Raw genomic sequence first — 14101 nt, forward strand, 5'->3', positions numbered from 1 at the left:
AGTTATGCCTTCCCTGCCGCTGCTGGTCTGTCCCGTCTGCGGGGCAGACCTCGAACCCGACGACGGCTTCCGGACCCTCAGCTGCCCGGCAGGGCACCGGTACGATGCGGCCAAGCAGGGGTACTTCAATCTCCTCACGGGCAGCGGCACCAAATTCCAGGCCGACACCGCGGCCATGGTCCAGGCCCGCGCCGACTTCCTGGCAGCCGGTCACTATCAGCCCATGGCGGCCGAGCTGGCACGGCTCGTGGCCGCCGCCGCACCGGACGCGGCAGCGGTCCTCGACGCCGGAGCGGGCACCGGCTATTACCTCGGCGAGGTGCTCCGCCCGCTTCCGGACGCCTCCGCGGTGGCACTGGACATTTCCAAATACGCCCTGCGCCGGGCTGCCCGGGCACTGCCCGGCGCCTACGCGCTGGTGTGGGACGTCTGGAGGAAGCTGCCGCTGCGGGATGCGTCCGTGGATGTGGTCCTGAATGTTTTCGCACCGCGGAACCCGACCGAATTCCACCGGGTCCTGGCCCCCGGCGGCATCCTGGCCGTGGTGACGCCCCGGCCGGAGCATCTGCAGGAAATTCGGGCAGAGGCGGCAATGCTGGGCATCGCCGGCGAGAAGGAGGAACGGGTCTCCGCGTCACTGGCGTCCGGGTTCACTCCCCTGCATACCGGGCACTGCACCTACTCGATGCGGCTGCACCGCTCCGACCTCCGAAACGTGGTGCTGATGGGTCCCTCCGCCCGGCACCTGGACCCGGCCGTCCTTGAGCGGACCCTGGCAGCCCTGCCCGATCCCGTTGCGGTGACGGCATCCTTCACCCTGCAGATCTTCCGCGCCGGCTGAGCCCGCGGAGCGCGAAACGTTATCCTTCCGACGTCTGCGGCACTAGGTCTGCGCCGCGGACTCGGGCAGAATGAACTAAACGCCGGCACAGCGTGCCTGCAGCAGGTCCGGGAGACAAGGGGAAAACGTGATGCAGGAAGTCTACGAATGGATGCTCAGCTACGGCTGGGCCCTCTGGCTGGTTCTTTTCCTTGGCTTCGCTGCCGTGGAGGCCCTCACCCTGGACCTGTTCTTCGGAATGCTCGCCGTGGGCGCCCTCGCCGCCATGCTGACCTCGTTCTTCGCCGTCCCGCTGTTCCTGCAGGTAGTGGTGTTTGCGGTGGTGTCCGTCCTCATGATCGGAGTCATCCGCCCGCTGGCCCTGAAGCACCTGCAGCACACCACCAAGGACCAGTTGTCCAATATCGACCGGATCGTGGGCGCTCCCGCTCTGACGCTTGAGTCCGTGACGGGTTCCTCCGGCACGGTGAAGATCGGCGGCGATACCTGGACCGCCCGCAGCGTCGACGGGTCCCGGCTGCCTGCCGGCGTCGAGGTCAGCGTGGCACGCATCGACGGTGCCACGGCACTGGTCCAGGCCGCGGGCACCGAAAAAACAGCAACTTACTGACGAACTCCGGCGGCCCGTCCGCCGGCCGAAAGCGCGGGGTCCTTTCCGGGGTCCTGCTGAACCAAACCGCCGGTCTCTTTCCGGGTCCGGCGGACTCAGAGGGGGAACATGAGCGCAACAGCAGTCCTTGTCATTCTTGCCGTCCTGGTGATCTTTGTTTTGGTCATCCTGGTCAAGGCGGTCAAGATCGTCCCGCAGGCCCGGGCGGGTGTGGTGGAACGGCTCGGCAAGTACCAGCGGACACTGAACCCCGGCCTGACCATCCTGATTCCCTTCGTGGACCGCATGCTGCCGCTGCTGGACCTGCGCGAACAGGTCGTCTCCTTCCCTCCGCAGCAGGTCATCACCGAGGACTCCCTGGTGGTGTCCATTGACACCGTGGTCTACTTCCAGGTCACCGACGCCCGGGCTGCGACGTATGAAATCGCGAACTACATCCAGGCCGTGGAACAGCTGACCACCACCACGCTCCGCAACGTGGTGGGCGGCCTGAACCTGGAAGAGGCGCTGACCTCCCGTGACCAGATCAACGGCCAGCTGCGCGGCGTCCTGGATGACGCCACCGGCCGCTGGGGCATCCGGGTCTCCCGGGTGGAGCTCAAGGCCATTGAACCGCCCCTGTCGATCCAGGATTCCATGGAGAAGCAGATGCGGGCCGAGCGGGAACGGCGCGCAACCATCCTGACGGCCGAAGGCACCAAGCAGTCGCAGATCCTCACCGCCGAAGGCCGCCGGCAGGCCGCCATCCTGGCTGCCGAGGGTGACGCGAAAGCCGCCATCCTGCGCGCAGACGGTGAATCCCAGGCCATTGCCAAGGTCTTCGAAGCCATCCACAAGGGCAATCCGGACCAGAAGCTGCTCGCCTACCAGTACCTGCAGACCCTGCCGAAGCTGGCGGAAGGCACCTCCAACAAGCTGTGGATCATTCCCAGCGAACTCGGCGAGGCGCTCAAGGGTGTCGGCAGCGCACTGGGTGACTTTGTCCCGGACTCGGCCAAACAGTCCTCCAACGGCACCGCTCCGGCACAGAGCGCCGGTTCCTCTGCAGCACCGGGCAGCACCGGCGGGCTCTAAAGCCGCCTGGTAGGCGGTTCCGTGCGCGTACCGGTATAATTGTCTGTTTGCCGGACAATAGCTGCGGCACCGAACGGGACCGCCGTCGGGAACAGCTGCAGCGCCGTCGGCGTTGTAAGAACTGTGGCGGCCAGGCGGCCGGCCGGTCCGCCCCCAGGGCGGCAGGCGGGTTTGGCACCGGCATAACAAAGGGATCCGCCAGCGGATCCAGCGGATTGAAGAGGGAGAAAAGATGAGCGATCGTAGCCTGCGGGGTATGCGCCTCGGCGCGCAGAGCATGGAGACTGAATCCGGTGTGGAGCCGGCTCCCCGCCAGCGGGTGGAATACCGCTGTGAGGACGGCGAGCGTGTTTTCGTAACTTTCGCTGCCGAAGCGGACATCCCGCCGGTCTGGATCTCCAAGACCGGCAAGGAAGCCCTTCTGGTGAACGGCGAAAAGCCGGACACCAGCAATGACAAGCCCGTGCGTACGCACTGGGACATGCTGCTGGAACGCCGCAGCATCGAGGAACTTGAGACGATCCTCCAGGACCGCCTGAACATCCTGCGTGAACGCCGCGGAGAGCGCACCAGCGCCTAGCTCTGGCGCACCGGCCTTTTATTTCGGCCGCACAGCAGACACAAAAAAGCGGGGCGGCTGCCAACTGGCAGCCGCCCCGCTTTTTCGTGTCGGCTCAGCCGCGTCCGGTGAGCTTCTGCCAACGGGCGGTCAGTCCCCAGCGGGTCACATTGGCCATCGCCTCGACCACGATGTTGCCGCTCATCTTCGAGTCCCCCAGCTCGCGCTCAACGAAGGTAATCGGCACCTCGGTGATGGACAGCCCCATGCGTGCCACGCGGAACGTCATGTCCACCTGGAAGCCGTAGCCAACGGATTCGACGGCGCCCAGGTCCAGCTGCTCGAGGGTGCCGCGGCGGAAGGCACGGTAGCCGGCCGTGATATCGCGGACCGGGATGCCCAGCATGAACCGCGAATATGTGCTTCCCGCACGGGAGAGCAGTTTGCGGTGAAGCGGCCAGTTGACCACCGATCCCCCCGTGACCCAGCGGGAACCGATGACGAGGTCTGCGCCGGCCTTGGAAGCCTCCAGCAGCCGGGGCAGTTCCTCCGGGCGGTGCGAGCCGTCGGCGTCCATTTCCACCAGGATGTCGTAGCCGCGTTCCAGGCCCCATCGGAAGCCGGCAATGTACGCTGCTCCGAGCCCTTCCTTGCCCTTGCGGTGCAGTACGTGCACCTGCGGGTCTTCAGCGGCGATTTTGTCGGCGTAGGCACCGGTGCCGTCCGGGCTGTTATCGTCCGCAATCAGTACATCCGAATCGGGAACTGCGTTCCGCAGCCGCTTCAGTGTGATGGGGAGCGACTCGATCTCGTTGTATGTGGGGATGATGGTCAGGACACGCACTCGGTAAGCCTTTCAGCGGACGCACGCCGCGGTGTTCGGGGCCGGGACGGGAGAACTCCCCCGGCAGACTATCCAGTATATGGGAGTATGCGGCGCGTCAGGTCGGGCCCCGGGGCTCCGGACAGCACAACCGGGCGGGTCCAGCCGTCTTCGGGCCAGTTCCGGCGCAACTGCCGGACCTGTTTTCTACTGACGGTTGGACCCACCCGGTTGTGTAATGCCGGACCCGGTCACCGGCACGGCGGAGCATCTGCTCCGGTGCACGTAGTGCGGGCCATGGCAGCACGGAGCCGGTTAAACGGCCCCCAAAGCACCCTCTGGAAGAGATCCAGTAAGCGCCCGGTACGCCTGAATCAGCCGGCTCCGACTGCGATGCTCATAGCCTACGTGCTGGTCGGCCCCTGTCAATAAGGCCGCTGACTAGGACGTTTGTGTGTTCCTGCAGGTCAGACGCAGTTCCGGGGGCTGGGAGCGGACGGGTAGTTTTACCGTTCACATCAGATCCGGTGCGCGGTAGAGCTCCCGGCCGTTGTGGACGGTCTGCAGGCAGCGCGGCTGGTCGCCGTTGTCCAGGGCGGGCAGCAGCGGGGTTCCGGCGCGTGGATCAGTGCTCCATGCCGAGACGTTGGCATCCGGCGTCTGGACCATCAGTTCCTGCACCTCCCAGAGTGCGAAGGACGCAGGCGCACCGGCGGCCAGCTGGCCCCGCATGAAATTGCTCTCCCCTGCCGCACGCCAGCCGGCCCGGGTGTGGCCGATAAACGCCGCCCGCGCCGAGACCCGCTCCTTCGGGTTGGAGTGGGACACTGCGGCGCGCACACCGGACCAGGGGTCCAGCGGCAGGACGGGAGTGTCGGAACCCAGGGCGACGGGCACGCCGGCGGAGAGCAGCGAGGCCATGCGGTTCATGTTTTCGCGCCTGTCGCCGAGGCGCTGCTCGTAAAGTCCGCCGGGGTGGCCCCATGCAGCATCGAACCCGGGCTGCAGGCTGACACTGACGCCAAAGCGCAGCAGTTCTGCGATGGCGGCGTCATCGGTCAGTTCTGCATGCTCCAGCCGGTGGTGGGCCGCCCGGACAGCCGCCTCCCCGACGGCGTCGGCGGCGATGCGCAGTCCGGCCAGTGCGGTGTCCATGCCCCCGTCGCCGATGACGTGGAAGCCGCCCTGCAGCCCGGCGCGGGTCATCAGTTCGAGATGGCGACCCACCTGTTCCGCCGTCAGGTACATCGTGCCGGTGGTTTCGGGGCGGTCGGTGTACCCCTCGCGGAGCGCGGCGGTCCGGGCGCCGAAGGAACCGTCAATATTCAGGTCCCCGGCCAGACCCAGCAGCCTGCCTTCGAAGAAGTCCACCAGGCCGGTTACTTCTGCCTCGTTCTCCACCAGCTGGCCCCAGTACGGCAGGACCTGCGGCAGCGGCTCGTCGCCGAGCGGCCCGTCGAGGCCCAGCAACCGGCGCAGGTCCTCCGGCGGCGCGATGTGGGGTGCGGCCATTTCGGCCACTGCCACCACACCGCGGGAAGCGGCGTGCTTCAGGGCGGCCAGCTGGAACACTGCGCGCTGGTCCGGATCGGCGTCGCGCGCGACGGTGCGGGCGGCGTCGTGGGCGGCACGGACAACGAACCCGTTGTCCCAGCCGTCGTATTCCTGCAGCCGCAGTTCGGCCGCCAGCGTGCCGGACACGGCCGCGCAGTGCACATCGGAGCGGGAGAGGTAGACGGCCCGGTTGCCGGACGCAGCATCAAGCTCCGCAGCGGTGGGCGCGCGCCGTTCCGGCCAGCGCGACTCGTCCCAGTTGGACCCCAGGATCAGTCCGGTGGTTCCGGCCGCATAGTCCGAGACTTTGTCCAGCAGGTCTGCAAGCGAGGTGCAGCCGCTCAGGTCCAGGGTGGTCAGGGACATGCCCAGTTCGGTGGTGTGGACGTGGGAGTCCACGAAGCCGGGGGCAACCAGTGCGCCCTGCAGATCCACCACGTCCATCTTGCTGTCCTGGATGGAGGTAGCGGCCTGCTCGGAACCGACCCAGGCCACGGTGTCGCCGTCGACCAGCATGGCGGTGGCAAAGGGATCGCCGGCGCTGTAGACCGAACCGTTGCGGTAGAGCGTCAGGGTGCGGGCGCTCGGGATTTCACTGCCGTTCAAGGACTCACCTGTTTTCTGTAGCACGTTGGGGATGGGAGGCGGGGTTCAGTCGCCGACGTTGGAGTAGGCGACGACGCCGCGCCGCACCAGGGAGATGGCGTCCAGGAAGCGGCGGCGCATGCCCGCCGGTAGATCCGGAACCTTGGCCAGCTGGTCCAGCAGGTCGATCACCTGCTTGGCCCAGCGGACAAAGTCCCCCGCGGCCAGTTCGGTGCCGTTCAGGGCCACCTGCAGGTGCTTGCCCTTGACCCACTTGTACATGGGCCACACCAGTCCCAGCTCCGGCTCGCCTGTCTGGGGCAGCCGGGACGCTTCTTCCAGGTCCGTGAGTTCGGACCACTGGCGGATGACGGTGTCCACTGCCGATTCCAGCGAAACACTGGGCATTTTCGGCCGCAGTCCGCGCTCTTCCCGCTTGGCCTGGTAGACCAGGGTGGAGGCCAGGCAGGCGAGTTCGGCGGCATCAAGGTCATCGAAGGCGCCGTGTTCCAGCGACAGGGCGACCAGTAGGTCCTTTTCGCCGTAGATCCGGCGCAGTTTCTGCCCGGCGGGGGTCACGCCGTCGGTGCCGGTCTCGTCCGGGGTGACGTAGCCGTACCGGGTCAGCACGTCACAGACCCGGTCAAAGGTCTTGGCGATGGTGTTGGTGCGGCCCCGGATCTGGCCCACGAGGTTGTCGGTTTCCCGGCGCAGCTTCCACCAGCGCTCGGCCCAGCGGGCGTGGTCTTCACGGTCGCTGCACCCGTGGCAGGGGTGGGCGCGCATTTTCCGGCGCAGTTCCGCTATGGCCTTCTCCTGCCGCTCCGTGCCGGCGGTGTGCATGGCATTGGCGCGGGTGGCTGCCGGCCGCGGCGGCCGGTGGTCATGCAGGGCATTGCGGAGCGAGGAGGACAGGTCGCGCCGGTCCTTGGGTGAGCGGGAGTTGAAGGATTTCGGGATGCGGATGTGCGATACCGGTTCCAGGGCGTCGTCGAGGTCCGCTGCACTGATGCGCCGGATCTGCTTGTCCTCGGTCAGGATGGCAGGCCGGACTTCGCGGGCGGACGCGTCCACGTCCAGCACGACGGCGTGGCCGGAGTTCCGGCCGCCGGGAAGGAAGACGATGTCGCCGGGGCGCAGGTTCTCCAGCGAGGCGGCAGCGGAACTGCGCCGATTCCGGGCCTTGGTCTTGGAGGCGGTGTTTTCCAGGTCCGAAAGCTGCCGGCGCAGGGCTGCGTACTCGTTGAAGTCGCCCAGATGGCAGGTCATGGCCTTCTCGTAGCCGGCCAGCGACTCTTCGCGGGAGCGTACCTGCTTGGCCAGGCCCACGACGGACCGGTCCGCCTGGAACTGGGCGAAGGAGGACTCGAGGATCCCGCGGGCCCGTTCCCGGCCGAACTGGGCAATCAGGTTGATGCTCATGTTGTAGGTGGGCCGGAAACTGGAGTTCAGCGGGTACGTCCGGCGCGAGGCAAGGCCTGCCACGGCTGCCGGGTCGGTGCCGGGCTGCCACAGGACGACGGCGTGGCCCTCGACGTCGATCCCGCGGCGTCCGGCGCGGCCGGTCAGCTGGGTGTATTCGCCGGCGGTGATGTCCACATGGGCTTCACCGTTGAACTTGTCCAGCTTCTCCAGTACCACCGAGCGGGCCGGCATGTTGATGCCCAGGGCCAGGGTTTCGGTGGCGAACACCGCACGGACCAGGCCGGCGGCGAAGAGACGTTCCACCACTTCCTTGAAGGTGGGCAGCATGCCGGCGTGGTGGGCGGCGAAACCCCGCACCAGACCCTCCCGCCAGGTCCAGAAACCGAGCACTTCGAGGTCTTCCTCGGGGATGTCCTGGGTGGCTTCGTCCACAACGCGGGCAATCTCCCGGCGTTCATCTTCATCCGTCAGCCACAGCCCGGACTCGACACACTGCCGGACGGCGCCCTCGCAGCCGTTTCGGGAAAAGATGAACGTGATCGCAGGCAGCAGGCCGTTGCGGTCCAGCTGGGCGATGACCTGCGGGCGGGAGGCGCGCTGGATGCGCGAAATCGGCGGGCCGCCGTGTCCCCCGCCGTGTCCCCCGCCGTGTCCCCCGCCGGAGCGGCCGCCGCGCGGGGAATCCCGCCGTCCGCCGCGGGAGGAACCCCGCGGCCCGCCCCAGTGGCTGCGCTGGTTGACGCGGGACTCCGCGCGGGCCAGCTCCATCAGCTCCGGGTTGACCCGGTAACGCTCCTTGATGCCCGGCTGTTCGTCTGCGGCCTCGTCGAAGGACACATCGGATTCGAACAGGTCGAAGATGTCCCGTCCCACCATGACGTGCTGCCACAGGGGTACCGGCCGGTGCTCGGAAACCACCACGTCGGTGTCGCCGCGGACCGTGTCCAGCCAGGCACCGAATTCCTCTGCGTTGGACACGGTGGCGCTGAGCGACACCACCAGCACGTCGGAAGGCAGGTGGATGATCACTTCCTCCCACACGGCCCCGCGGAACCGGTCCGCCAGGTAATGCACCTCGTCCATGACCACGTAGCCGAGGTCCATGAGCGTGTCCGAGTTGGAGTACAGCATGTTCCGCAGCACTTCGGTGGTCATGACCACGACGTCTGCATCGGGGTTGATGCTGGTGTCGCCGGTCAGCAGGCCCACCCGGTCGCTGCCGTAGGTTGCCGCCAGTTCACTGTACTTCTGGTTGCTCAGTGCCTTGATGGGCGTGGTGTAGAACGCCTTCAGCCCCTGCTGCAGGGCGAGGTACACGGCAAACTCCCCCACCACCGTCTTGCCGGCTCCCGTGGGGGCGGCGACGAGGACGCCGCGGCCTGCCTCGAGGGCCCCGCAGGCCTCGGACTGGAACGGGTCCAGCTCGAAGCCCAGCGACTGCTCGAAGACCCCCAAACGGGTCCTGGCATGTTCGGAACGTTGTTTCGCGGCAAGGTACCGCTCCGAAGGAGAAGTCATAAACCCAGCCTATGCGCTGCGCCCGAAGCCGGATGCCACAATCATCGGTGGGCGAACGCCGTACCCGCGGCCTTACAGCTTGTCGACGGGGGTTGCCGTGTCGACCTCGGCCTCGACGGCGGCCTCGCGGGCCGCCTGCTTCCGGAGGCGGCGCCGGTCATTGATCAGGCAGATGCCCACCGCTAGGGAGAACAGCGCCAGCAGGGGTGCGGCCAGGTAGAACATGCTCAGGGCGTCGGCGCCGGGGGCTGCCATGGCTGCAAAGAGGCAGATGAGGAACACCGTGATGCGCCAGTATTTGATGATGGTCCGGCCGGTCAGCAGGCCGGCCAGGTTCAGCCCCACCAGGAAGACTGGAATGAGGAACGCAATGCCGAAGGCCAGCAGCAGCCGGAGCACAAAGGCCAGGTAGACCGAGGCCGTGATGACGTTGGAGCCGCCTTCGGGGGTGAACTCCGTGAGGACCCGCACCGCGTTGGGAAGGATCAGCCAGGCCAGGTAAACGCCGCCGATGAACAGCGGCACGGCGGCGGACAGGAATCCCAGGGCGGCCCGGCGCTCCTTGCGCTTCAGTCCGGGGGTGACGAACGCCCACGCCTGGTACAGCCAGACCGGGCTGGAGACCAGCAGCCCGATGAAGACCGAGACCTGGATCATCTGATCGAAAGGAGTTGCGACTCCCTCGAAGTTGATGGTGGTGAAGCGGCCGTCGCTGTTGCCTGCGTCCAGGAGCGGCTGGGTCAGGGCTTCAAAAACGGGCAGATACAGGAAGAACCCGCCTACGGTACCGAGGACAACGGCGATCCCGGACTTGAAGAGCCTGTTGCGGAACTCCCGCAGGTGCTCTTTAAGGGCCATCCGCCCTTCGGGGTTGGATTTGCGCCCTTTACGCAGCGCCACGGCTGCTAGCGGCTGGTTGGCGGGTTACCCGCAGAATCCGGGGAACCTCCCGGGGTGCCGGACGGCGGAGTCTGCCCGGGGAAGAACGTCTGGTCGGACGCCGCAGGATGCTGTTCGGGGTTCACGACCCGCCCCTGAACCGGATCGGTGTCCGCGGGCTTCGAAGGGCTCTCGTCCTTCATCTGGCGTACCTCGGACTTGAAGATGCGAAGGGACTGCCCCAGGCTCCTTGCCAGCCCCGGAAGCTTCGGAGCGCCGAAGAGCAGAATAGCCAGTACAACAATGACGATGATTTGCCAGCCTTCAAGCCTCATGGCGGTGTCCTTTCGTTGGAAAATATACTATGTCAGAGTTCCGGGAAATCGCGCCATGCCCGCGGCTGGCCTTTGGCCATACGCCGCTCGACACGGCGGCGCCGTCTGGCCTCGCTGCGGGCCGTCTTACCGGCATCGTAGGCCTTCCGTGCCTGGGCCGGCTCCGTGAAGATGCCTGCGGGCACCTCGTCGACGACGGTTGACTTCACGGTGTCCGGAGCGTTGAAGGACAGCTTCGCCGAAGCAGCTTCGAATTCCCGGAGGATACCGAGGAACCGCTTAAACAGCCGGTAGCCGATCAGGGCATAGAAACCCGCGGCGCCTGCCGCGAGGGCAAGCCAAATCAGTATCCAGGACCACCAAGGCATACCTCCAGCATAGTGGAGACTGTCTGGCCGGTCCGACCGGCAGCTAGGCGGGCGGGTAGTTTGCCGCAGCCTCCTGCAGCCAGGCGAGGGTGGCCTGCCGCAGCTCGGCAGGCCCCGCGACGGCGGCCGTTCCGCCCAGCCGGGCCGTGAAGGCCGGAATCCAGCCGGTGTCGGCCGTCCGCAGCTCCACCGCCGTCCGTCCGTCCGGCAACGCGGCCGTGCGTTCGGCGTCGTAGGCCTCGGCGACCCAGAGGGCGGCCGGTTCCAGGACCAGGGTGACCCGAAGATCCAGCGGGCCGGGAGTGAACAGACTGGCAGGGAACGCAGCCCCGGGCTCCGGGGCGTGGGTCAACGCCGGCCCTGTCTCCCGCACGCCATGGATGCGGTCAACCCGGAAATTCCGCGGAGCCTCCGCCCGGTGGCACCACGCCTCGAGGTACCAGGTGTTGTCCACGGAGAAGAGGCGCCGGGGGTCGATGGTGCGGAGGGTGACTTCGTCGCGGCGCGGCACCAGGTAGCGCAGTTCGAGCTGGCGCGTGCCGGCAATTGCCTGCTGGAGTTCAGCCAGCACGGTGCCGCCGGCAGCATCGTCCAGGCGTGCCGCAACGGCGGTGCCGACGCTGCCGGCCTCCCCCGCGGCCTCGGTCAGTTTCTCCAGGGTGCTGGCGACGGCGGCGGAGGAACCGATGCCCGGCAGCGCCGACAGTGTGTCCAACCCCACGATCAGGGCCGCTGCCTCGTCCATGCCGAAACGCACCGGTTCGGAGAGGTTCTCAGCGTTCTCAATGTAGATCCGGTCGTCGTCGAAACTGACGTCCATCAGTCCGTTGGGGTAGTGCCGCGGCCCACTCACGAACAGCAGGTCCAGATCCTTGGCCAGCTGTTCCTTGCTGACACCGAAGGCAGCAGCGGTCTCGTTCATATCTGCGCCCTGGTTCCCCAGCACGTAGGGCACCAGGTCCAGCAGGCGCGTGAGGTGGTCCTGTGCACCCGCGGCCGCCGCGCGGCGCGCCGGAGCGGGGGCCGCGGCCAGGTCGAAGCCGGGCAGCGGCAGGCTCTGGGCTTCCAGTGCGCGCGTGAGGGCCGTGCGGACGGCGTCCACGTACTCAGCGGGCGCGACGGCGACGGCGGCCGCGCCCAGCGCAGCGGTGTCAGCGGCCAGCGCGTCCAGGTCACGGACCAGCAGATGCAGTCGGTCCCGGCCTGCATCTGCTGCGTCCACGGATTCCGCCTGCAGCCGCAGCGCAGCCCCGGCCCCGGGGCGTACATCCACCACTGCCGGCCGCGGAGCATAGACATCATCCAGGGACGCCAGCGAGGTGTCGATGTCAAAGTCCGCCGGTACGGTGTACGTGCCCGGCCGCAGCCGGACCGGACCCTCCATGCGGGAAAGCCGGAAGATCCGTTCCGCTGCGCGGTCCAGGTCGTAACCCACCAGGTACCAGTGGCCGAAACGGCTGCCCATCCCCCACGGCTGCACCCGGCGTTCGGACTGCGCGGCGGAGCCCGGCGGCCGGTAGCCGAACGTCACGGGGGTGCGGGTGGTGGCTGCGCGCCAGACCTCGTCGAAATGCGGATCGTTGGTCCGGATGCTGGGCTGCAGGGGGATGGCGGCGGCGTCTTCGGGCAGCACGCCCCGGGCGGAGAGTTTGCGCAGCGCGCGGGCTGCGGCGGAGCCGAGCGAAGCCTGGTCCCACATGCGGGCGGCCAGGGTCAGGACGGCGGATTCCTCGGGGGTGAAGCGGACACCCGGAAGCCGGTACGCGTCCTGCCGGATGCGGTAGCGCTGGGTCGTGTTGTCCTCGAACATTGCCTCTTCGCTGTAGGACTCCACCGGTATGCCCTGCTCACGCAGGAACGCCTTGTCCCGGTCGAAGAGTTTCTCCCGCGCATCGGCGGTGGCGGCTTCTGAGTACAGTTCAATCTCTTCGAACAACTCGTGCTTGGTAAAGCCCCTGCGCGTGGAAAGCAGCGCAATGACCAGGTTCAGCAGGCGTTCGGTTCTCTTGGCGGACACGGGAGCTAATCTACCTCCCTTCCGGGCCGCCGCATGCGAAAGGGGCGGGACCGCCGTCATTGATGACAGCGGCCCCGCCCCTTTCACAGGAGTCCGGATCAGCGGACGCCGAGCAGATCCACAACGAAGATCAGGGACTCGCCCGGGGCCACGGCGGAACCGGCACCGCGGTCGCCGTAGGCCATGGAGGAGGGGATTTCCAGCCGGCGGCGGCCGCCGACCTTCATGCCCAGCAGGCCCTGGTCCCAGCCCTGGATGACCTGGCCAACGCCTACGCGGAAGTCCAGGGGCGTGCCCCGGTTCCAGGACGCGTCGAACTCCTCGCCGGTGGAGAAGGCTACGCCCACGTAGTGGGTGGAAACCGTGTCTCCGGCCTTGACTTCCTGGCCGTCGCCGACCACAAGGTCCTCAATGATGAGGTCGGTGGGTGCGTCGTGGGCCGGGAAATCAATTTCCGGCTTCTGGCGGTCGTATTCACGCTTTCCGAATGACATTGGTGCTCCTTATGTCTGGTGGGTCAGGTGTTAAGGCTACTTGACTTCCTTGATGTCCACGACGAAGACCAGCGGACCGGAGGGGCTGCCGCCGGAGGACGGGTCACCGTAAGCCAGCTCGGACGGCAGGACCAGCAGGACCTTGGAACCGGCCTTCTGGCCGGCCAGCCCGTAGGTCCAGCCGGAGACGACGTTGGCGAGGGGGAATTCGGCAGGTTCGCCGCGCTCGTAGCTGGAGTCGAACGTCTCGCCGTCCCGCAGGCCGACACCGAGGTAGTCGGCTACAACGGTGCCGGTGGATTCGAGCACCGGACCGTCGCCTTCTTCAAGGACCTTTACGATCAGGCGGTCCGGTTCCTCCGCGCCTTCGGGAACGGTGATGGACGGGGCGCCGTCTTCAGCGAACTTGACCTCAGGAAGCTTGCCGTCGGCCTCCAATGCCTGAACGTCTTCGCTGCTCATCAGCAGGGTGCCGTCCTCATTCCGGGCGGCTGCTTCATCCGGAGTAAGCGTCGGGACGGTGTCCACGGCGCTGAGGAGGTTCAGGATCATCACCTGGGTAGGCTCGTCGCCGCTGCCGGCTTCAGCCTGGGCATCAGGGAAGGCATAAGCGACCTGGGAGCCGACCTTGGTGCCCAGCAGAACCTCATACAGGGCCGGGTCCTGTTCCTTGAGCGAATCATTTACCGCCAGCGTAACCGCGTCCCGGGCGTAGGTATCGCCCAGGACACTGGCATCTTCGGCGTTCAGCGCGACGAACTTGAAGCTGACGCTCTGGCCTTCGGCAACCGGTTCCCCGTCACCGGTGTGGACTACCTTGGCTGCGCCTTCGGTGATGTCCAGGGGTGCATCGAATTCAACCTCAGGGGGTGTTTCCTGGTCCTTGACCGTGACCTTCACGGAATCAAAAACACCTTCCTGGCCGGCCGCCTTGTCGGAATCGCCGCCGGAACATGCGGTCAGGAACAGCAGGAAAGGCAGGAGAATGGCTAGTACTTTACGCACAGTACTTCTTTCAG

13 protein-coding genes are annotated in these 14101 nt (G+C 66.9%); 4 read left to right on the forward strand and 9 right to left on the reverse strand.

Annotation, left to right across the window (positions count from 1 at the left end):
- Positions 1-4: 4 nt before the first annotated feature.
- The 4 genes from NNX37_RS08665 (at position 5) to NNX37_RS08680 (ending at position 3105) form a co-directional block, all read left to right on the forward strand.
- Positions 5-841: a methyltransferase domain-containing protein gene (locus tag NNX37_RS08665; RefSeq protein ID WP_255792013.1), complete on the forward strand. Its 837-nt coding sequence runs from the start codon at positions 5-7 to the stop codon at positions 839-841.
- Positions 842-971: 130 nt separating this feature from the next.
- Positions 972-1451, forward strand: coding sequence for an NfeD family protein (locus NNX37_RS08670; protein ID WP_255792820.1), 480 nt, complete (start codon positions 972-974; stop codon positions 1449-1451).
- Between the two features lie 108 nt (positions 1452-1559).
- Positions 1560-2525, forward strand: coding sequence for an SPFH domain-containing protein (locus NNX37_RS08675; RefSeq protein ID WP_255792014.1), 966 nt, complete (start codon positions 1560-1562; stop codon positions 2523-2525).
- A 232-nt stretch (positions 2526-2757) separates the two neighbouring features.
- Positions 2758-3105, forward strand: coding sequence for an RNA polymerase-binding protein RbpA (locus NNX37_RS08680; RefSeq protein ID WP_227911401.1), 348 nt, complete (start codon positions 2758-2760; stop codon positions 3103-3105).
- Between the two features lie 94 nt (positions 3106-3199).
- Here NNX37_RS08680 and NNX37_RS08685 read toward each other — a convergent pair whose 3' ends face one another.
- The 9 genes from NNX37_RS08685 to NNX37_RS16520 all read right to left on the reverse strand — a co-directional run bounded on the left by NNX37_RS08685 (position 3200) and on the right by NNX37_RS16520 (position 14087).
- On the reverse strand, positions 3200-3928 hold the full coding sequence (locus tag NNX37_RS08685; RefSeq protein ID WP_255792016.1) for a polyprenol monophosphomannose synthase: 729 nt from the start codon (positions 3926-3928) through the stop codon (positions 3200-3202).
- A 492-nt stretch (positions 3929-4420) separates the two neighbouring features.
- Positions 4421-6067, reverse strand: coding sequence for an amidohydrolase (locus NNX37_RS08690; RefSeq protein ID WP_255792017.1), 1647 nt, complete (start codon positions 6065-6067; stop codon positions 4421-4423).
- A gap of 45 nt (positions 6068-6112) precedes the next feature.
- Positions 6113-8989, reverse strand: coding sequence for a DEAD/DEAH box helicase (locus NNX37_RS08695; RefSeq protein WP_255792018.1), 2877 nt, complete (start codon positions 8987-8989; stop codon positions 6113-6115).
- 72 nt (positions 8990-9061) lie between these two features.
- A complete protein-coding gene (gene tatC, locus NNX37_RS08700; RefSeq protein WP_255792020.1) occupies positions 9062-9889 on the reverse strand; it encodes a twin-arginine translocase subunit TatC in 828 nt (275 codons plus the stop codon).
- 5 nt (positions 9890-9894) lie between these two features.
- Positions 9895-10203 (reverse strand): Sec-independent protein translocase subunit TatA, encoded by a 309-nt coding sequence (gene tatA / locus NNX37_RS08705; RefSeq protein ID WP_255792021.1) that lies wholly within the window; start codon positions 10201-10203, stop codon positions 9895-9897.
- A gap of 32 nt (positions 10204-10235) precedes the next feature.
- Positions 10236-10571, reverse strand: a complete 336-nt coding sequence (locus NNX37_RS08710; protein ID WP_255792023.1) for a hypothetical protein — start codon at positions 10569-10571, stop codon at positions 10236-10238.
- A gap of 43 nt (positions 10572-10614) precedes the next feature.
- Complete coding sequence (locus NNX37_RS08715; RefSeq protein ID WP_255792025.1) at positions 10615-12588, reverse strand: helix-turn-helix transcriptional regulator; 1974 nt, start codon at positions 12586-12588, stop codon at positions 10615-10617.
- Positions 12589-12686: 98 nt separating this feature from the next.
- Positions 12687-13082: an FKBP-type peptidyl-prolyl cis-trans isomerase gene (locus tag NNX37_RS08720; protein WP_255792027.1), complete on the reverse strand. Its 396-nt coding sequence runs from the start codon at positions 13080-13082 to the stop codon at positions 12687-12689.
- A gap of 36 nt (positions 13083-13118) precedes the next feature.
- On the reverse strand, positions 13119-14087 hold the full coding sequence (locus NNX37_RS16520; protein ID WP_255792029.1) for an FKBP-type peptidyl-prolyl cis-trans isomerase: 969 nt from the start codon (positions 14085-14087) through the stop codon (positions 13119-13121).
- Positions 14088-14101: the final 14 nt, after the last annotated feature.

Source organism: Arthrobacter zhaoxinii, assembly GCF_024385505.1.
GTDB lineage: Bacteria > Actinomycetota > Actinomycetes > Actinomycetales > Micrococcaceae > Arthrobacter_B > Arthrobacter_B zhaoxinii.